We start from the raw sequence: 16921 nt of genomic DNA, 5'->3' as shown, positions 1-16921 counted from the left end.
TCTGGCGGCCCTAAACAACCACATCCATGTCTTCCTGATCGCCAACTCCAAACACGCGCTTGTAACGTTCAATCTCGGACGCAGGGCCCATGGCTTTGCGTGGGTTGTCCGACAACTTGACCGTCGGGCGACCGTTTGCCGACACTGCCTTACACACCAGCGAGAACGGCGCGAGGCCGTTATCAGGCACAAGCCCCCTGAAGTCATTCGTCAGCAAAGTGCCCCAGCCGAAGGAGACCCGAACACGTCCACGGAACCGCTGTTGCAGCTCCACGATCTTGTCGACGTCCAAACCATCCGAGAAAATCACCAACTTCTTCGTTGGATCTTCGCCACGGGACTTCCACCATGCAATTGCGCGCTCAGCACCCTCGCCCGGATCGCCGCTGTCGATGCGAATACCCGTCCAGCCCGCCAACCAATCCGGCGCGCCCGAAAGGAAGCCGTCGGTGCCATATGTGTCTGGCAGAATGATCCGCAGGTTGCCCTCATGCTCTTCATGCCAGTCGGCCAGAACATCGTATGGGGCCTGACGCAAGGCATCGTCGCCATCTGCAAGCGCCGAATAAACCATCGGCAATTCATGCGCATTTGTCCCGATCGCCTCGACCTCACGGCGCATCGCAATCAAGCAATTCGAAGTGCCGACAAACTTGCCACCAAGCCCCTCTTGCATCGCTTGTACGCACCAGTCCTGCCACATGAAACTGTGACGGCGGCGCGTGCCAAAGTCTGCCAAACGAAGATCATCAACGCCTTGCAGTTGCTCAACCTTTTCCCAAAGGCGGGTCATTGCGCGGGCGTAAAGCACCTGTAGTTCGAACCGTCCCATGCCTTTCAGTACCGCGCGGGATCGCAGCTCCATCAATACTGACAACGCGGGAATCTCCCACAACATCACCTCGGGCCAACTGCCCTCAAACGTCAGTTCATATTGACCGTCGCGTTTTTCCAAATGGTAGGGCGGCAGCGAGACATTCTCGAACCACTCCATAAAATCAGGGCGAAACATTTGGCGTTTGCCGTAAAAGGTATTGCCACGCAGAAATGTGCTTTCACCACGCGATAAAGACAGCGAGCGGATGTGGTCCAACTGCTCGCGCAACTCGCCCTCATCCACCAAGTCCGCCAGTCGGATGTCTTTGCTGCGGTTAATCAGAGAAAACGTTACATTGGTGTCACGCTTGTTGCGAAACACCGATTGGCACATCAGCAATTTGTAAAAATCGGTGTCGATCAGAGACCGCACAATCGGGTCGATCTTCCACTTGTGGTTATAAACCCGCGACGCGATATCAACCATTGAGCTGCACTCCTGCATCTTTCATTCCAGAAATCGCGGCATTCAGCGACCCATCCATATCAATCGCACGGCATAAGCTCTGCTCAACCGTCACCTCGAAGCCCAGCTTCGCGCCGTCGACAGCCGAGAAATTGACGCAGAAGTCCAAGGCCAAACCTACAAGCGTCACTTTCTTAATGCCACGATTGCGCAAGTAGCCCTCAAGCCCCGTCGGCGTCACGTGATCATTTTCAAAGAATGCCGAGTAGCTGTCGATCGCAGGGTTGCACCCCTTGCGTACAATCATTTGAGCAACATCCGCGTTCAAGTCGGCATGGAATTCCGCCCCTTGGCTCCCCTGCAAGCAATGATCAGGCCACAGCACCTGCGGGCCGTAAGGCATCTGCGTTAAGGAGAACGGGTCCATACCTTCGTGAGATGTGGCGAAAGAGGAATGTCCTTTGGGATGCCAGTCTTGGCTCAGAACTACCGTATGAAACTGCTCCATCAGATCGTTAATCGGTCCTACAACTTCACCGCCGCCCGCAACGGCAAGCGCACCATCCGGGCAAAAATCATTCTGCACGTCGATCACGATCAAGGCCTCATCGGCTCCACGCATTTCCTATCCTCCCGGGAATTTGCCTGAACTTGCTAGGCCTATGCCCGCCTTGCGTCAACAGGCTGCACTTGAACCCACTATTGAGCAGGCGTAAAGCCTAACCCATGTTTACAGTCGCAGCACTCTATCACTTCACACGCTTTACCGATCCCGACGGATTACGTCCGGCTATTGTTGAGCTTTGCGGTCGCGAAGGCATACGTGGCACCTTACTCGTGGCCAAGGAAGGCATCAACGGAACAGTGGCAGGAAGCCGCAAAGGGATCGACGCGTTGCTGTCTCACCTACGCGCACTTCCCGGTTGTCTTGAAATGGAGCATAAGGAATCCACCGCCTCAGAGATGCCATTCAACCGCATGAAGGTCCGCCTAAAACGAGAAATTGTCACGATGGGTCAGCCCGATGTCGACCCGCTGGCTGGCACTGGGCACTATGTAAGGCCTGAAGACTGGAACGAGTTAATTCAATCTGAAGATGTCGCAGTAATTGATACTCGAAACGACTACGAAGTTGCGATTGGGACCTTTGAAGGCGCAATCGATCCTAAAACAAAGAGTTTCGGTGAGTTTCCCGCATGGTGGGAAGCAAACAAAGAACGATTTCACAACAAGCGTGTAGCCATGTTTTGCACTGGCGGCATTCGTTGCGAAAAATCCACCAACTATTTGCTCGGGCAAGGTGTGGAGGACGTTTACCACCTGCAAGGCGGTATCCTGAAATACCTTGAGGACGTGCCCGAAACCGAAAGCACTTGGGATGGCGAGTGTTTCGTATTTGATGGCCGTGTGTCTGTTGGTCATGGGTTGAAAGAAGGCGACTTGAAGCTCTGCTATGCTTGCCGCCGTCCACTCCAACCTGAAGACCTGCGTCTCAATGAATATGAGTTGGGTGTAAGTTGTCACCAATGTGTGAACGAGACCAGTGAAGACGACAAAACGCGTTTTCGCGAGCGCCAAAAGCAAATTAAATTAGCTGGCAAACGTGGCGAGAAGCACATCGGTTAGCCCCGGTTGCAGCCGAAATTCGCAAGGTTACTTCTTCAACTCGGCAACATATGTCGCGACTTGACGTGCCGTTTGCCCACGCAATTTACGTAAAGCCTCCAGTTGCTGATCAGTGGGTAAGGCGATCAAGTGTTTTGCAATCAACGCAGGGTGTTGAACCATGATCTCGGGCTTGTTCCTTTGCGCCAAACTTTCATCTGATGAAGCTTCAACCCCCGCCGAAGCCGGCACCGATCTGCGTGGCTTTGCTTTTTTCGCTTCCGCCAACCGTCTCACTAATTTAGCAAGCGCTTGGCTTATATCAGGAGTGGTAGGTTCTACATCTACCGACTTCACCGCCGTATGCGCCAATTCCTTGAAAAACGGATGCGTCGACGTCTTCGCGAAGTCAGCCCCCAACAATGAGACTAGCATTCGCGCTTTCGTAACTTGTGATGCGGATGGGGTGTTGGTGGCCACTCCGTCGGTGGCCGAAACCTTCTTAGCATTAGATTGCATCAGACGTAGCTCCTTACTAATGCGCTCGATATCAAACTCCATCCGTCCGCGACTACAAAGAAAGACAACTTGAACGGTAAGGATACAATTGCGGGCGGTACCATCATCATCCCCATCGACATCAGCACCGCCGAAACCACAAGGTCGATAATTAGAAACGGAAGAAATACCAAAAACCCGATTTGAAACGCCCGTTCAATTTCGCTCAACATGAAACTGGGGATCAAGATCGATAGCGAGGCTTCGCTCGGCGGACCTTGTCCCGCTTGCTCTGGGCGTAAATCAGCAAGGGTCCTGAACGTATCTAAATCAATTCGAGCGGACATGAAGGTTCGAAAGGGTTCTAGCGCCCTTGGAATCGCCTCCTCTACGGTCAAAACACCATCGCTTAGTGGCTTTAACCCAACCTCCCAACTTTTGGTAAACACAGGATCCATAACAAAATAAGTCAGGAACAACGCTAGGCTTACAATCAGCATATTTGGTGGGGCGGATTGCAATCCAATAGCTTGGCGCAATATCGACAGGACAGTCACGACGAACGGAAAGCAAGTAATCATAATCGCAATGCCCGGCGCGAGGCTCAACACGGTCATTAACGCGATCAATTGCATCGCTCGGGCGCTCAGAGACGTGTCGTCCCCTAGCGAAAACGACACGTCTTGCGCGAAAGTTGGCTGTGCGAATAAGGCAACTATCAGCACAACTGTGCACATAGTTCTAAGGGACAAACGTAGCCCTATCATTTCAAGCCAGCGGCGGGATCACCCACCGTTGAAAGCCGCACCGAAAGCCCACCATCTTCCGCATCTGCTGTTGTCTCAAGGAACCCAGTTGCAACCAGTTTTTCGCCTACATATAGCTCCACCGGATCATCAATCTTAGTACTCAACGGCAAAACTGCATCTGGGCCGAGCTGCATCATCTCCTTGATAGTCGGTGAAGCAGACCCCACACAAACGCGCAGTTCGACGGCTACCCCTTGCAAAACATCATCTTTCAAAGGGTCAGGCATGTTTCGCCTCCATGGTATTTGGGGTTTCAAAGAAGGTATCGATGCAATTGCGAAGAGCGTCCAAGGTCTCACCAAGGTCCAACAAAGTTTGCCCTTCGTCCAAGTGCAGAATGGCTTGGGATACGGATAAGGTGCTTTCCCCCTCGATCGTGATGGGGAATTTTATGACGTCCGCTACGAGTTCTTTGAGCGCGTCTACATTTTCAGGCGCACAGGCAATCGACACGGATGACTCAACCCCGTCGGCAGCCTCACCGAGAAGTTCAACCAAACGCCCACCCAAGCTTTGAGACAACAGTTCTGGTAGGACCGCATCAACCATCGCTTGCAACACTGGTCTGACGGATTGCATCGCATGTTCACGCGCTTCAAAATAGGTAAAATTCAAGGATTGCAATGAAACTGAAATAGCTTCCTTCAACTCGAGATCTTGCCTTTCCGTAGCAGCCGCCCCGTCTTGCCACCCACATTTGTATCCGTCATCGAAGGAGGCTCGCAGGTCTTCATCGCTTTCTTCCGCCTGAACACTGCTAACCGACATGTTAGGAGTGGCTTCGGAAAAGTCTTCTAAAAATGTCATACTATTCATTGAACACTCACTTCCGGTTCTTCGATCCAGCTTTTGAGCACCTCGACGGTCTCGTCTTGTCGTTCATCAATTAGGCTCTTCAATCTCTCGACAGGGTCATCACTTTGCTCCGGCGAGGCCAGCGTCCTTGGATCAATTTTTGTGAGTTTTTGAACAGCTGGTGAAACACCACTAACATCGTCGATTGAGCCTGCCAAAGCTGGAGCAGCAAGCAAGTCGGTTTGAGGGATTTCGTTTAACGTTGAGCCGGCTTTCTTTGCGGCAATTAAAATTGGGCGCAATACGAATAACCCTAGTACCAATACAACAAAAGCTGCGGCACCAATCTGAGTTAACCCCATCACATCCATAGGCCGTGAGGTAGCCCATCCATCCTCTGGCGTCTCCACGGCTACGGAAGCTACCGACAGATCCATAGATCGTAAGGTAACCGAATCTCCTCGTGCCTCATCAAATCCGATGGCAGACTTAACGAGTTCCTCAAGGGCGAGCAGCTCTTCATCACTACGCGGCTCCCAAACTTCGGTGCCGTTATCATCCACCCGCCGCACGCCACTGACAAGAGCGGCCACAGTGACCCGTTTGATGGATCCGACCACACGTCGCACCTCGCGAGTGGTCTCTGAAATTTCGTAACTCACAGTCTCACGCGTGTTCGAGTTTTGGCCTGATTGTTCACTGCCCCCTTGCCCGGCACCCTCGGGAAGATTGCTAGCGACCGTTACATCCCCCCCACCTTGGTTCGTTGAGGAGCTGGTTGTTTCCTGCGTAGTGGTACTGATTGCAACACGGCTTTCCGGGTCTACTTTGCGTTCAACAATGGTCTCCGCATCAGTCAGAGTGTCAACATTAACCTCGACGACAGCGCCCCCTGCGCCTGTTCGCGCTAAAATGAGCCGCTCCACATTTTGCTTCAGCCTCTCACCGTGCGCCAACGCCGTTCTCACTGGCGTTTCTTCGCCGGCATGTGACATGACGATGCCCAAATCGGCGTTAATAATCGAGACGCTTTCGGGCTGAAGACCCGCCACCGCAGATGCCACCAAAAAGCGAATAGCGTCTGCGGTCGCATTTGGCATCGCCCTCCCGTCACTTCGCACCGACACAGAGGCCGTCGGCTGAACTGTTCTGCGAAAGGGGCTTTGATCAGATTGAGCAATATGAACGCGAGCGGCACTGATTTGGGGGTTTGCTACAATAGTTCGAGCCAGCTCCCCTTCCTTTGCACGAAGGTAAGCTGCATCAAACATTTTTGAGGTTGTTCCAAACCCACTCAACCCGTCCAAAAGCTCGTACCCCTCCCCCCCGTTGGCAGGAAGACCTTCCCCTGCGAGGGTCAGACGTAATTGATCTCGTCGCGCTTCCTCGACATAAATAGCGCCTCCCCTGACTTCGAACCGCACACCTTGAGCTTCAAGTTGGCCAATGATCTCACTCGCCGCATTTGGGGCTAACCCGCTGAACAGCAATCCCATGTTTGGGGTAGTTGCAATACGGGTGAGAAACAAAACCCCGACGGTGACCAATATCGCTGATCCAACAACGATCACACGTTTTTGGGGACTTAAAGCACCCCAAACTTCTTGGAATTGCTGCACGAATAGACCTCTCACACATCGAGTCGTTCTGACCCGCTGACACCACATAAAGTGATCAGCCTTAACAATCGGTTAGTCGGTTCACCGGTATAGCTAAAAAAAACCGATGAGAATCAAATGACCAACGAAACGAATGAAACCGCGGAAGAGACACCCAAGAAAAAGGGGAAGCTAGGGCTTATTATAGGCGTAGTACTGGCGCTCATTGCAGGTGGCGGTGCTTTCTTTGCCGTCTATTCTGGAATGCTCTTGGCCCCAAAGGCTCATGAAGCAGCCAGCTCAGAACATGAAAAAACGGCCCCCCTACCTAACATTAGCTTTGTGCCGATCGAGCCCATAATTGTAACAGTCGGCCGCGCCGGATCCAAGCAACTAAGATTCCGAGCCGAACTTGAGGTTGCACCAGAACGCGCCGATGACGTTGCCCATTTAATGCCACGAATTTTAGATGTTCTAAATGGCTACCTGCGAGCGGTTGACTTGTCGGAGCTAGAGAACCCCGCATCCCTGATCAAAATACGCGCGCATATGCTTCGTCGCATCCAAATTGTCACCGGTACCGGCCATGTACGTGACCTACTAATAACTGAATTTGTTTTCTCATAAGGATTTAAAGTGGACTTTATATCAGATATTTTTCTGGGTTTCGGGGCCATAGGGGCCGCAGTTTACTGCTTTGTATTGTCTCGCAAGCTATCCAAGCTCAAAGGCTTGGACCAGGATTTAGGGGCCGCAATAGCGATCCTATCTCGCCAAGTCGACGACATGACAAAGGCCCTCTCTTCCGCGCAAACAACAGCTGGAGAATCTGCTCAAATCTTAGAAGACAAGACAATTACCGCCGGAGAAATTGCAGGACGTCTAGAATTAATGATCGCGGCGCTTCAGGATTTACCAGATGTTGAGCAGCAAGCAGATTCAGACTTCATTGAAGCTGCATCCGAAATCCCTCCTGATACCAATGTATTCGTACGGAACTCTGATCGTAGGGCATCATGATGAAGATAACAAAAAGCAAAACAACCATCCGCGGCATTCTCGCATTCATTATTACAATGCTTCTTTTCTCAGGAAGTATACGTCTTGGAACTATCGGAATTGCTGTCGCATCAATTAACCCTACAGATGATCCGGTAGCCCTAACTGGCACACATGCATCTTGCACCACAGACGCCGAAACAGAAAGACTCATGGCCATATTAAAGGAGCGCTCCAAGGAACTTGACGAGTTGGAAGAACAACAAGTTCAGCGTCAAGCTAACTTAGATCAGGCAAGGGCTGAGATTTCAAAAAATCTTGCCCTTGTAGAAGAAGCTGAACGGCAATTATCTCAAACGATTACCCGGGTAGGCGATGCATCTAGCAATGACGTAACTCAACTGACTGCCGTTTATCAATCGATGAAACCGAAAGATGCAGCAGCACTATTTGAGCAGATGTCTCCCGATTTTGCGGCTGGTTTTCTAAGCGGAATGTCACCCGCCGCCGCGGCAGGGATTCTCTCGGGGCTAAGCTCGGAAAAAGCCTATGCTGTTAGCGTGGTTTTAGCCGGCCGGAATGCCAACGCTCCAACCCAATAACTTTCTCAAGTACTGTATTCAAAGGGCAAACTCGATGGTTGGAATTGTAGGCGTCATCGTCGTTTTCGTAATGGTTTTCGGTGGTTACCTAGCTGCGGGTGGAAAAATGGGAATCATCCTCAAGTCTCTACCATTCGAGTTTACCATGATCGGTGGTGCTGCGATTGGAGCATTCCTTATCAGCAATGATTTTCCAAGCGTCAAACATACGATCAAAGACGTAGGCAAAGTGTTCAAAGGGCCAAAGTGGAACAAGCAGGATTATCAAGACTTGCTTTGCATGCTTTCAGAACTTCTCCGGGTAGCTCGACGCAGTCCTGTCGAACTTGAACCACATATTGAAGTACCTTGGGAATCAGATCTGTTCAAAATCCACCCTCGCATTCTCGCGGACGCAGAAGTGGTAAACCTGATTTGTGACACCTTGCGGTCAGCTGGCATGAATTATGACGATCCGCATCAAGTAGAAGAAGTGCTGGAGAAGCGGATCGAAGGAAATGCACATCATGCGATGCACTCAAGCCATGCAATGCAAACTGTTGCAGATGGCCTACCTGCCCTTGGCATCGTCGCGGCCGTACTCGGCGTTATCAAAACCATGGGTTCCATCGATCAACCCCCGGAGATTTTGGGAAAGCTCATCGGGGGGGCTTTGGTTGGAACTTTCCTTGGCGTATTCCTTGCATATGGATTTGTCGGCCCCTTTGCCGCAAAAATTAAGACCGTTATTGAGGACGAAGGCAATTTCCAGTCCCTCATTCGAGAAGTTCTGATCGCAAATCTTCACATGCATTCAGTTAACATGTGCATTGAAGTTGGTCGGCAAAATGTTCCAAGTTCTCTTCGACCCAGCTATTCCGAACTCGAGGAAGCGCTCAAAAGCGCACGAAAGGATGCTGCGTGAAATTAGTTAGCTTTCTATTTGCAATGATCTTATCCAATCCTTGCTGGGCCAAACCTGCAACAGTTAAATCTGGTGAACACGACAGTTTCTCTCGGCTAGTTCTTTACACTGGCGAGTCACAAACTTGGTCTTTGGCACAAGAGTCTAATATTGTGACAGTCGCAGTAGAAGGCTGGACGGAAGACTTTGACATCAGCGAAATTTTTACCACCTTGCACCGGGTCCGCGTTCTCAATGTAAATACTACACCTAGAAGCTTGGTGTTAACCTTGGGTTGTGAATGTGTATTGGATATCAGCGCGCTCAAACAGGTGGGCATCATGATCGATGTTAAGAACAAGGTATCTACAAGAAGCCGGCAGTCACCTCTTCTTTTTCCCGAACACCGATCAGTCTCCGAACGCTCTTTGACACTAGAAGAAAGAAGGAAGAAAAGTGCCCAAACTACTTCGGTCAAAGATCTCCAACAAAAATTGACTAGGCAACTTGGGCACGCTGCGACTCAAGGTCTTCTCTTGCCCATCCCAGATCCTTCATTCAATTTAAAGAAGGCCAATCTCCCTGTAGAAAACCTCGCCGACCCTCCGGAAGAGATACGTTTAAGAACCACATCAGCCTCCGAACGAGCAACGCAACGATTAAGTTCCCAGAAAATCCAATCGACTCGATGCCCTAATCCCAGCTTCGGCGATATTGAAAATTGGGGTACTGGATTGCCTTTCTCATCGCAATTAGGAGAGATACGTGGATCCGTTACGGGAGAGTTTGATACAATTGATCATTCGAAAGCTATACAACTAGCTCAATTATACCTTTACTTTGCTATGGGTGTCGAAGCAATCTCCGTGCTGGATATTTTGTCCAAAGGCTCTCCCAAAACAAATTTCTTAAGGTCATTGGCGCTCGTTCTTGATGGGTCAGGTTCAGAGGTATTTCTTAACACAATATCGCCCCAAGAATGTCCCGGTTCGATGGCAATCTGGTTCGCACTATTAGATAAGCACAATTCGTCAATTTCAGAAGCCCAGTCAAAGATGATCAGCGAGGCATTCGGAAAGCTTCCACATCCGTTGAAAACAATGTTGGGTCCAACATTGATTGCTCGATTACAACAAAGTAAACATGAAATCGCTGCGAGTATTATCCAAAACTCTATTTCCTTACAGTTCGAACAGAATGCACAAGCCGCTAGAAAAACGCTAGAGTTGACCCGAAGCTCCTCCGGTGAGCTTATTAAACTTGTATCTCAAAACAACGATCTATCTGCGAAAGCTGTGGCTCAAATCATTCGGTCCAACATTGACCAAGGTCATCCAACCTTAACCCCTATGCGCGACGTCGCCATGTCCTATGTTGTCCAACAAAAGGGAGACCCCATTTCCAACGAAATCGCGTATTTGTTGATCAAAAATGAGGCAATTCAAGGTAGTTATATTCAGGCACTCAATTCCGCATTGGACGTTTCCGTCGAAGCCACCCGTGACGATCTACTAAACTATATAGCAATGCGGGTAATTAGAAGTGGGCGAGACATCGACGTTGCGAAGTTCGCATTACGTTTGATTTCGAAAAAGGCACAGGCATATCTCAGCAAAAATAACGCCGCGTCCCTTACGAGTCGGCTGCAAGACACTGCAATGCGAAATATTATCAATTCGATTTTTCAAAAAAAAGCCTCCTCGTCAGAAATTTCACCTTCCAAAGCTATCGCACCGAAAGTGAATTCTTTTGTGAAATTGGAACAAACCGCGCTTAAAGAAGATCAATCATATAATCTACAAGATGCTGCTGTCATTCTAAATGGAAGCCGCTTAATGAAGGAAAGATTACTAAATCTATTAAATAAAAATTAGATAATGAAGTTTCTTTTTAACTGAATATTACGAATGACTCGGTTAATTTTTTCATTACATCTTCATCAATATCAATTCGGTAAATTAAATGAAACTCCTTCTTCAACCGACTGTGGCTTTGGCGATCACCTTGATGTCGATCATCGTCATGATGGTGCTTCCTATGCCGGCATGGATTCTAGATTTGGGTTTGGCAGCCTCATTTGGGCTAGCCATTCTAATGTTCACAACAACTCTTTTTCTCGAAAGACCATTAGATTTTTCCGCTTTTCCTACGATCTTATTGGCCTCATTGATGCTTCGCCTCTCTCTCAACATATCATCAACTAAATTAATTATTGGGGAAGGTCATACAGGCACTAGCGCCGCTGGAGATGTCATAGAAGGGTTTGCGAGCTTTATTATGGGCGGAAGCATCTATCTAGGCCTTGTTGTCTTTTGTGTCCTGTTAATCGTGAATTTTATAGTCATCACCAAAGGCGCAACTCGTATGGCAGAGGTCGGGGCGCGTTTCGCATTAGACGCCATGCCCGGAAAGCAACTCGCCATCGACAGTGATATGTCCGCAGGTGCTATCGACCACGTTGAGGCCAAAACCCGGCGGGAACGTGAACAAGCAGAAACCACCTTTTTCGGCTCCCTAGACGGAGCATCAAAATTCGTCAAGGGAGATGCAATTGCTGGGCTACTAATTACACTACTCAATCTCGTAATGGGCTTAATCATCGGCGTTTCAGCTCACAAAATGCCAATAATTCAAGCATTTGAAACATATGCTATCCTTACTGTCGGAGACGGCTTGGTTACGCAAATTCCAGCGGTCATAATATCGATCGCTACCGCACTGCTTCTGGCTCGAGGAGGAACCAGTGGCTCGACAGATGTCGCACTTGTAGAGCAAGTCGGGCGGCACCCCGCCGCTCTGGCGACGGTCGGTATATTGATGGCTTTTTTCGCCCTCGTCCCCGGCATGCCATTCGTACCGTTTGTTCTTGGCGCTATAACGTTACTTTTTTCGGCCAATCATTTTAATAAAAAAGTGGTCAAGTCTCTAAATATCGAACCGCCAGTAGAAGTTAAGAAGATTCCAGAAAGATCCATGGGGGATATCTTGGATTTGGATGAAATTCATGTCGAGTTTTCCCCCGACTTGGTCATGATGGCGCTCGATCCTGCTACCGGTTTAGAAACGCGAATTAGCAATATGCGAAATCATGTTGCCAGCAACTTTGGGTTGATCTTACCCGAAATTCGGTTGACTGACGATGCCTCTCTGCCCTCTGGTGTTTACAGAATTCGCATTCAAGGGGTTATTCAAGCTGAAGATAAGCTGTATCCCGATTCCATGCTTGCTCTTCTCCCAGTAGACACAAAAAACTTTACAGAAGATTCCATTGTGAAAGAACCTGTGTATGGTGCTCCGGCGAAATGGGTTCCGAAAAATAAAAAAGAAACAGCAGCATTTTCCGGTTGCACTATCGTTGCACCACCTGAAATATTGGCAACTCATCTTCTTGAAGTGATTAAGTGTAACTTCTCTCGCCTACTGAGCCTGAAAAGTTTGCGCAGGGTGTTAGATGAATTCACCAACCTGACAGACCCCAAACGGAACGACGCCAACCGCAAAATATTGGAGGAATTGGTACCAGAAAAGGTTTCACCAGAAACACTTTTACAAGTTCTCAGATTGCTCTTGGATGAACAAGTTTCGATTAGAAATCTTCCTGTCATTCTTGAGAGTGTAGCTGAAGGTCGATCAATTCACACCTCTGCTGATGCCATTTGCGAGCATACGAGGAAACGTTTAGGTGCTCAAATTTTTTCGGACCTTCAACGCGATGACGGCTCTTTACCTTTGATCAAACTGGCTTCCGATTGGGAAGATTTATTCATCAAATTTTCCAACAGCATGCCCGATTTTCCTGAGGTAGCGCTGCCTCCAGAAAACTTCAAACGCTTGACAGAAGGAGTATCGGAAAAACTCTCACACCTGAACGATACCGGCGTGTTTCCAGCGATCGTCACATCTGCACATAGACGTCGATTTCTTCGCCTTCTCTTAACTAGTCGAGGGATCAAGGTACCAGTACTTTCATACGACGAAATTGCACAAGATAGCCGAGCTACGATCGTTGGAATGATCGCTGCATAATGCTTAATGAATTATTACCCTGGGTGTTTCGAGAAGATCAACTTTGGATCGTTACTCTTATTGTAATACGAGTAGGAGCTGCCATAGCCTTTTTACCGGCATTTGGCGAACAAGTTGTTCCAATGCGATTAAAACTCTCTGCAACCCTCGCCTTCTCCGCGGTGATGATTCCTTTAATCTGGACGAGCGTCGAAGATGTTGTCGTCAATCATGGCTGGGTCACGTTGCTAGCGTCTGAGGTCATTGCGGGGGCAATGGTAGGTTTTGTCTTTCGGTCTACAGTTTTTGCACTTCAGATTGCTGGAACTATTGTCGCTCAATCCACCTCCCTTTCTCAATTTTTTGGGGGGGGACTTGGTTCGGATCCTCAACCAGCATTTAGCACGTTATTCGTGGTATCAGGACTCTGCCTAGCCGTTACGCTCGGCCTTCATGTACGGGCCTTGGAACTCTTGCTCTACTCTTACGAGAGCTTCCCTCCTGGACACTGGCCTGCTCCCGGTGCGACCGCAGAATGGGTTGTACTTAAAGTTAGTTTCACCTTTGGTCATGGATTCGCATTGGCAGGACCATTTGTTTTGGCATCACTCATCTACAACTTAGGCTTAGGTGTCATCAACAAAGCGATGCCGCAACTTATGGTCGCGTTAGTTGGCGCGCCTGCGATCAGCTTTGGAGGTTTGTTAATCCTTTTCGTCACTTGTCCAATCATACTGTCAAGTTGGGGAAAGGCTTTCATCTCCGCAACCAGACCTCTTGGCTCAGGTTTTTAATGTCGGAACCGTCTAGTAGTGGTGAAAAAACCCACGATCCAACCCCAAAGAAGTTGCTTGATGCACGCAGACAAGGTCAGATCCCTAAATCTACCGATATCGCGGCCTCGGCCGCCTATCTGGGATTAGCTCTAGCCTTAACCATACTCGGCCCCACGACGATATTGACCGGTGCCGAGAGCTTGGCTCACCTACTTGGCAACCCACAAGATTTTCAAGATTCGGGGTCAGGCATAGATAAAACAAACCTAACTAAGTTGTTAATCTCAATCCTTAAAACGTCCTTGCTACCACTATTTTTCATTCCTGCAATTGCTGTCTTAATAAGTTTAATCGCGCAAAATGCAATCACGATTGCGCCGACAAGGGTACTCCCAAAATTCAGCAAAATTTCACCAATCACATCAGTAAAGAATAAGTTCGGAGCTGCAGGGCTATTCGAATTTTCAAAATCCACAATCAAGCTAATTCTCGCATGTGTAATTATGGTTTTTTTTCTTAAATCGAGCATTCCTAGTATGTTGTTGATCATAGATAGTACGCCACAGATTACGCCCACAATTCTTGGTGAAAATATCGTCCTATTTCTGTGTGTGATTTTTACATCTAACCTGTTGGTTGGTGGAGCAGACTACCTGTGGCAAGTGGCGGAACATCTTAGAAAACACCGCATGACAAGAAAGGAGGTGGAAGATGAGAACAAAGAGTCTGAAGGTGATCCCCACAACAAGCAAGCTCGGCGCCAGCGGGGTTTTGAAATAGCCATGAATCAAATGCTAACCAATGTTCCTGACGCCGCTGTTGTAATCGTCAATCCGACTCACTACGCAGTCGCACTCAAATGGGACAATAATTCCAGGGCCGCACCGATTTGCGTTGCAAAAGGTGTGGATGAGATAGCCTCGCGAATTCGAGAAACGGCTATTGCTGCTAACGTACCAATTTTCAGAGATCCGCCGACTGCAAGGTCACTATTTTCCAGAATCGAGCTTGATCAAGAGGTTGAGCCCAATGATTATCGCGCGGTCGCTGCTGCAATTCGGTTCGCACGCTCTATGAACAAGGTAGCGAGATCAGATGAAGCTTAAAGATATAGAACCTCATTTAACAGCAGTATTCAATTCTGATCAGGCAAAACTGACAGATCTCCGACGTCGTCAGCTCGACCTCGAATTGACCAAAACAGAACTCTCAAATTCTTTTAACTTGGCTCACGAGGAAGCGATTAGTTTTGAACAATCTGTAGATGAAAGCCGATATCAAAATTGGAAAAGGCAAGAAATTGAAAACCTAGATAGATCAATCAACGAATTACAATCTGGGATAGATACCTCAAAGAAAAACTTGAAACGTTCGTTCGGCAAACTGGAGGCTCTCAGACACGTCTTAGAAGGCGATGACGATTAAATATCTTGGCGCACGATATCGGTAATCAGGATATCTGAAATACTCTCCCCCGCGACCAACCTAGCACTCTCTAACAGAGAACTCCGCAATGCGTCCATTGCAGGGGATGCTGTGTATACACCATTAAACCCACCAATGTATGCGTGATCGAACATGACTTGCAGGAATGCATCCCGAAGTTTGGGTTCACGCTCGTATATGAATGCTGTCTCTGAAGCCGGCGCTTCGAGGCTCAAAGATAGCACGACAAGTGCGGAAACTTTGTCTTCATTGATGATAGGCACGACGAATTGGTTGTTGATCTTCACGTAACCAATTTCGTCGACAACGACCTCCTTTTCGCCATCTGCCTGATCTTTTTTCATGACATCTTCGGGCTCAACAGAAGGTCGAAGAGCCATACCTGCCCCAACGCCTAAACCTAGCCCTAACAAAACGAGCACTATTGGGAGTAAAATCCTCATGTATTCTCCTAAAATGGAAGAACAATATCAGCCACTTGTTGTCCATATCGGGGCTGTTGCACATCTGTAATTTGACCACGCCCTCCGTACGAAATTCGTGCCGCTGCTATTCGATCATACAAAACTTCGTTCTTCCGGTTGATATCTGCCGGCCTTACATACCCAGTAACCAACAGTTCTCGTAGTTCAAAATTCACCCTGACTTCTTGCGATCCTTGGATGCTCAACACACCATTTTGCAATACATCGACAACAGTTGCGGCCACTCGAACCGAGAACTTTTCATTACGTTTAATCGAACCGTCCCCAGAAGATGAGCTTGTTGAATTGGTTGATACGGCTGTATCAAGGCTAGCACCGTCTGGGAGTTTATCGTTGATCCTTTGTGGAATACCTAAAAGCGATGGGAGCTCCAAAGTCTCCGATCCCGAACGCCCCCGCGAACTGCTATTCGAAATTTCAGCGCGCTCATCAATCTCAACCACGACTGTCACAATATCTCCTATTTGTTCGGCTCGTTGGTTCCCCAAGAGAGAGCTACGCCCAGATTTCCACAATGAAGAGCTATCTGCGGGCAGAACTTCCACTACAGTTTTTGGCAAAGGAACGCGCATCATTGCATAATGCTCATTGGAACTTGTCACAGGTGTTATCTCGGGGGGCTTTCCAATCGCCTCTATCCGACCGCAGGCATTGGTCAGCAACATCAATGCACCCAGAAAACAGTAACTCAAAAGCTTAACAATCATCGGTATCCCCGGCCTTGATTAACAATAACTTCACCTGCATGGTTCACGTGGCCAACCACAGTGTTCCTGGAAGCAATATTGATCACTCTAAGTTTCGCGCCTTCTGCACCTCTCCCCAATGCTCTGCCTTCTGTCGCAATGCTCAATAACGTCGTTTGATAAATCAATGTTACGATTTCGTTTCGTTCAACCAAGGCCGGTGCGCCAATGTCCCCAACTTGGAACGGGCGGCCCCGATATAGAACCCGCTGCACCTCCAAACCGATGACCTTCGATACATCGGTAAAAGCCCCCGTCTGCACATCCTCAACCACGCGCACATCCCTTGCGGTTACGAGCTGACCAGGTTTCAAAGTTTGAGTCGGAACTACCGACTGCGCAAAGGTGATCGTACTCGAGAAGACCACGATCAAGTTGGTTAGACTCCACAT

The 16921-nt window shown here is 48.8% G+C and carries 20 protein-coding genes; 10 read left to right on the top strand and 10 right to left on the bottom strand.

The window, feature by feature from the left end; genetic code table 11:
- Positions 1 to 10: 10 nt before the first annotated feature.
- Entirely contained in the window at positions 11 to 1303 is a 1293-nt protein-coding gene (pncB, locus tag ABJN86_RS08710) for a nicotinate phosphoribosyltransferase (protein ID WP_348366366.1), read from the bottom strand.
- Positions 1296 to 1904, bottom strand: coding sequence for a bifunctional nicotinamidase/pyrazinamidase (gene pncA, locus ABJN86_RS08705; RefSeq protein WP_348366365.1), 609 nt, complete (start codon positions 1902 to 1904; stop codon positions 1296 to 1298). The genes pncB and pncA overlap by 8 nt, the downstream gene beginning before the upstream one ends.
- A 104-nt stretch (positions 1905 to 2008) precedes the next feature.
- Here pncA and ABJN86_RS08700 point away from each other — a divergent pair, with 104 nt between their 5' ends.
- Positions 2009 to 2908, top strand: coding sequence for a rhodanese-related sulfurtransferase (locus tag ABJN86_RS08700; RefSeq protein WP_348366363.1), 900 nt, complete (start codon positions 2009 to 2011; stop codon positions 2906 to 2908).
- A 27-nt stretch (positions 2909 to 2935) separates the two neighbouring features.
- Here ABJN86_RS08700 and ABJN86_RS08695 read toward each other — a convergent pair whose 3' ends face one another.
- From ABJN86_RS08695 to fliF, 5 genes are read right to left on the bottom strand one after another with little or no spacing between them, the layout of a single operon-like run.
- Positions 2936 to 3406 carry a hypothetical protein gene (locus ABJN86_RS08695; RefSeq protein WP_348366361.1) on the bottom strand — a complete coding sequence of 157 codons (471 nt, stop codon included), beginning with the start codon at positions 3404 to 3406 and terminating at the stop codon, positions 2936 to 2938.
- Positions 3406 to 4122 carry a flagellar type III secretion system pore protein FliP gene (gene fliP / locus ABJN86_RS08690; RefSeq protein WP_348366922.1) on the bottom strand — a complete coding sequence of 239 codons (717 nt, stop codon included), beginning with the start codon at positions 4120 to 4122 and terminating at the stop codon, positions 3406 to 3408. Before fliP ends, ABJN86_RS08695 begins: the two co-directional genes overlap by 1 nt.
- Positions 4123 to 4148: 26 nt before the next feature.
- Positions 4149 to 4421 (bottom strand): FliM/FliN family flagellar motor C-terminal domain-containing protein, encoded by a 273-nt coding sequence (locus ABJN86_RS08685; protein WP_348366360.1) that lies wholly within the window; start codon positions 4419 to 4421, stop codon positions 4149 to 4151.
- Positions 4414 to 5010, bottom strand: a complete 597-nt coding sequence (locus ABJN86_RS08680; RefSeq protein WP_348366358.1) for a hypothetical protein — start codon at positions 5008 to 5010, stop codon at positions 4414 to 4416. The genes ABJN86_RS08685 and ABJN86_RS08680 overlap by 8 nt, the downstream gene beginning before the upstream one ends.
- Positions 5007 to 6623: a flagellar basal-body MS-ring/collar protein FliF gene (fliF, locus tag ABJN86_RS08675; protein ID WP_348377699.1), complete on the bottom strand. Its 1617-nt coding sequence runs from the start codon at positions 6621 to 6623 to the stop codon at positions 5007 to 5009. The genes ABJN86_RS08680 and fliF overlap by 4 nt, the downstream gene beginning before the upstream one ends.
- Before the next feature lie 102 nt (positions 6624 to 6725).
- On the opposite strand from fliF, the gene ABJN86_RS08670 reads away from it, so the two are divergent.
- From ABJN86_RS08670 to ABJN86_RS08630, 9 genes are all read left to right on the top strand, one after another.
- Positions 6726 to 7214, top strand: a complete 489-nt coding sequence (locus ABJN86_RS08670; RefSeq protein ID WP_348366354.1) for a flagellar basal body-associated FliL family protein — start codon at positions 6726 to 6728, stop codon at positions 7212 to 7214.
- A 9-nt stretch (positions 7215 to 7223) separates the two neighbouring features.
- Positions 7224 to 7607, top strand: a complete 384-nt coding sequence (locus ABJN86_RS08665; protein ID WP_348366353.1) for a hypothetical protein — start codon at positions 7224 to 7226, stop codon at positions 7605 to 7607.
- Complete coding sequence (locus ABJN86_RS08660) at positions 7604 to 8188, top strand: hypothetical protein (protein ID WP_348366351.1); 585 nt, start codon at positions 7604 to 7606, stop codon at positions 8186 to 8188. The genes ABJN86_RS08665 and ABJN86_RS08660 overlap by 4 nt, the downstream gene beginning before the upstream one ends.
- A gap of 34 nt (positions 8189 to 8222) precedes the next feature.
- Positions 8223 to 9092, top strand: coding sequence for a flagellar motor stator protein MotA (gene motA, locus ABJN86_RS08655; RefSeq protein WP_348366350.1), 870 nt, complete (start codon positions 8223 to 8225; stop codon positions 9090 to 9092).
- Positions 9089 to 10945: a hypothetical protein gene (locus ABJN86_RS08650; protein ID WP_348366349.1), complete on the top strand. Its 1857-nt coding sequence runs from the start codon at positions 9089 to 9091 to the stop codon at positions 10943 to 10945. The genes motA and ABJN86_RS08650 overlap by 4 nt, the downstream gene beginning before the upstream one ends.
- 88 nt (positions 10946 to 11033) lie before the next feature.
- A complete protein-coding gene (flhA, locus tag ABJN86_RS08645; protein ID WP_348366347.1) occupies positions 11034 to 13097 on the top strand; it encodes a flagellar biosynthesis protein FlhA in 2064 nt (687 codons plus the stop codon).
- Positions 13097 to 13870 carry a flagellar biosynthetic protein FliR gene (locus ABJN86_RS08640; RefSeq protein ID WP_348366345.1) on the top strand — a complete coding sequence of 258 codons (774 nt, stop codon included), beginning with the start codon at positions 13097 to 13099 and terminating at the stop codon, positions 13868 to 13870. The genes flhA and ABJN86_RS08640 overlap by 1 nt, the downstream gene beginning before the upstream one ends.
- Positions 13870 to 14958: a flagellar type III secretion system protein FlhB gene (locus ABJN86_RS08635; RefSeq protein WP_348366344.1), complete on the top strand. Its 1089-nt coding sequence runs from the start codon at positions 13870 to 13872 to the stop codon at positions 14956 to 14958. Before ABJN86_RS08640 ends, ABJN86_RS08635 begins: the two co-directional genes overlap by 1 nt.
- Positions 14948 to 15277: a hypothetical protein gene (locus ABJN86_RS08630; protein WP_348366343.1), complete on the top strand. Its 330-nt coding sequence runs from the start codon at positions 14948 to 14950 to the stop codon at positions 15275 to 15277. Before ABJN86_RS08635 ends, ABJN86_RS08630 begins: the two co-directional genes overlap by 11 nt.
- Here the strand turns inward: ABJN86_RS08630 and ABJN86_RS08625 are convergent.
- Genes ABJN86_RS08625 through flgA form a run of 3 tightly spaced genes read right to left on the bottom strand, consistent with a single transcriptional unit; the run spans position 15274 to position 16921 of the window.
- On the bottom strand, positions 15274 to 15741 hold the full coding sequence (locus ABJN86_RS08625; RefSeq protein WP_348366341.1) for a flagellar basal body-associated FliL family protein: 468 nt from the start codon (positions 15739 to 15741) through the stop codon (positions 15274 to 15276). The two genes, ABJN86_RS08630 and ABJN86_RS08625, sit on opposite strands and share 4 nt — an antisense overlap.
- Positions 15742 to 15749: 8 nt before the next feature.
- Positions 15750 to 16490, bottom strand: a complete 741-nt coding sequence (flgH, locus tag ABJN86_RS08620) for a flagellar basal body L-ring protein FlgH (RefSeq protein WP_348366339.1) — start codon at positions 16488 to 16490, stop codon at positions 15750 to 15752.
- Positions 16487 to 16921 (bottom strand): flagellar basal body P-ring formation chaperone FlgA, encoded by a 435-nt coding sequence (flgA, locus tag ABJN86_RS08615; RefSeq protein ID WP_348366338.1) that lies wholly within the window; start codon positions 16919 to 16921, stop codon positions 16487 to 16489. Before flgA ends, flgH begins: the two co-directional genes overlap by 4 nt.

The organism is Litoreibacter sp., from assembly GCF_039974535.1.
Lineage (GTDB): Bacteria > Pseudomonadota > Alphaproteobacteria > Rhodobacterales > Rhodobacteraceae > Litoreibacter.
Note: the sequence above shows the minus strand (reverse complement) of the source record. Positions and strands in the feature narration are given on the sequence as shown.

Bases quoted from the DNA above. Each gene is read 5' to 3' on its own strand.
- pncB (WP_348366366.1), bottom strand. From the start codon at position 1,303: ATGGTTGATATCGCGTCGCGGGTTTATAACCACAAGTGGAAGATCGAC.
- pncA (WP_348366365.1), bottom strand. From the start codon at position 1,904: ATGCGTGGAGCCGATGAGGCCTTGATCGTGATCGACGTGCAGAATGAT.
- ABJN86_RS08700 (WP_348366363.1), top strand. From the start codon at position 2,009: ATGTTTACAGTCGCAGCACTCTATCACTTCACACGCTTTACCGATCCC.
- ABJN86_RS08695 (WP_348366361.1), bottom strand. From the start codon at position 3,406: ATGCAATCTAATGCTAAGAAGGTTTCGGCCACCGACGGAGTGGCCACC.
- fliP (WP_348366922.1), bottom strand. From the start codon at position 4,122: ATGTGCACAGTTGTGCTGATAGTTGCCTTATTCGCACAGCCAACTTTC.
- ABJN86_RS08685 (WP_348366360.1), bottom strand. From the start codon at position 4,421: ATGCCTGACCCTTTGAAAGATGATGTTTTGCAAGGGGTAGCCGTCGAA.
- ABJN86_RS08680 (WP_348366358.1), bottom strand. From the start codon at position 5,010: ATGAATAGTATGACATTTTTAGAAGACTTTTCCGAAGCCACTCCTAAC.
- ABJN86_RS08670 (WP_348366354.1), top strand. From the start codon at position 6,726: ATGACCAACGAAACGAATGAAACCGCGGAAGAGACACCCAAGAAAAAG.
- ABJN86_RS08660 (WP_348366351.1), top strand. From the start codon at position 7,604: ATGATGAAGATAACAAAAAGCAAAACAACCATCCGCGGCATTCTCGCA.
- motA (WP_348366350.1), top strand. From the start codon at position 8,223: ATGGTTGGAATTGTAGGCGTCATCGTCGTTTTCGTAATGGTTTTCGGT.
- flhA (WP_348366347.1), top strand. From the start codon at position 11,034: ATGAAACTCCTTCTTCAACCGACTGTGGCTTTGGCGATCACCTTGATG.
- ABJN86_RS08640 (WP_348366345.1), top strand. From the start codon at position 13,097: ATGCTTAATGAATTATTACCCTGGGTGTTTCGAGAAGATCAACTTTGG.
- ABJN86_RS08635 (WP_348366344.1), top strand. From the start codon at position 13,870: ATGTCGGAACCGTCTAGTAGTGGTGAAAAAACCCACGATCCAACCCCA.
- ABJN86_RS08630 (WP_348366343.1), top strand. From the start codon at position 14,948: ATGAAGCTTAAAGATATAGAACCTCATTTAACAGCAGTATTCAATTCT.
- ABJN86_RS08625 (WP_348366341.1), bottom strand. From the start codon at position 15,741: ATGAGGATTTTACTCCCAATAGTGCTCGTTTTGTTAGGGCTAGGTTTA.
- flgH (WP_348366339.1), bottom strand. From the start codon at position 16,490: ATGATTGTTAAGCTTTTGAGTTACTGTTTTCTGGGTGCATTGATGTTG.
- flgA (WP_348366338.1), bottom strand. From the start codon at position 16,921: ATGTGGAGTCTAACCAACTTGATCGTGGTCTTCTCGAGTACGATCACC.